Genomic DNA, 269 nt, shown 5'->3' with positions numbered 1-269 from the left:
TTATGGATTACGTTGTAAAGTAAACCTTGGAAATAGAGGGCTTTTGTGACTGCATGGAATATGAAGCGAGAGTAGAAAAGATGTGGACCAGAGAATTTATCGGAGATCTATACCTTAAGTTCAAATTTGCTTTTCAGGCAACCAAAAACTGTCAATCGATCTTTCCTCAGTAAAACCTTCTCTTTCATAGATATCAACAAATTTTTTATACCTTTTTTAACTTTAGTTTTAGGCCTCTATCGAAGAGTTCTTCAAAGAGATCTTCTTGA

Annotated in this window: 1 pseudogene; it reads right to left on the bottom strand. The window is 34.2% G+C overall.

Features of this window, described 5'->3' with window-relative positions:
- Nucleotides 1–7: 7 nt before the first annotated feature.
- Nucleotides 8–269: pseudogene (locus tag V6U76_RS05560) on the bottom strand (IS982 family transposase); the annotation flags it as partial.

The sequence above is a fragment of the Wolbachia endosymbiont of Pentidionis agamae genome (assembly GCF_036711655.1).
GTDB lineage: Bacteria > Pseudomonadota > Alphaproteobacteria > Rickettsiales > Anaplasmataceae > JAZHPY01.
Note: the sequence above shows the minus strand (reverse complement) of the source record. Positions and strands in the feature narration are given on the sequence as shown.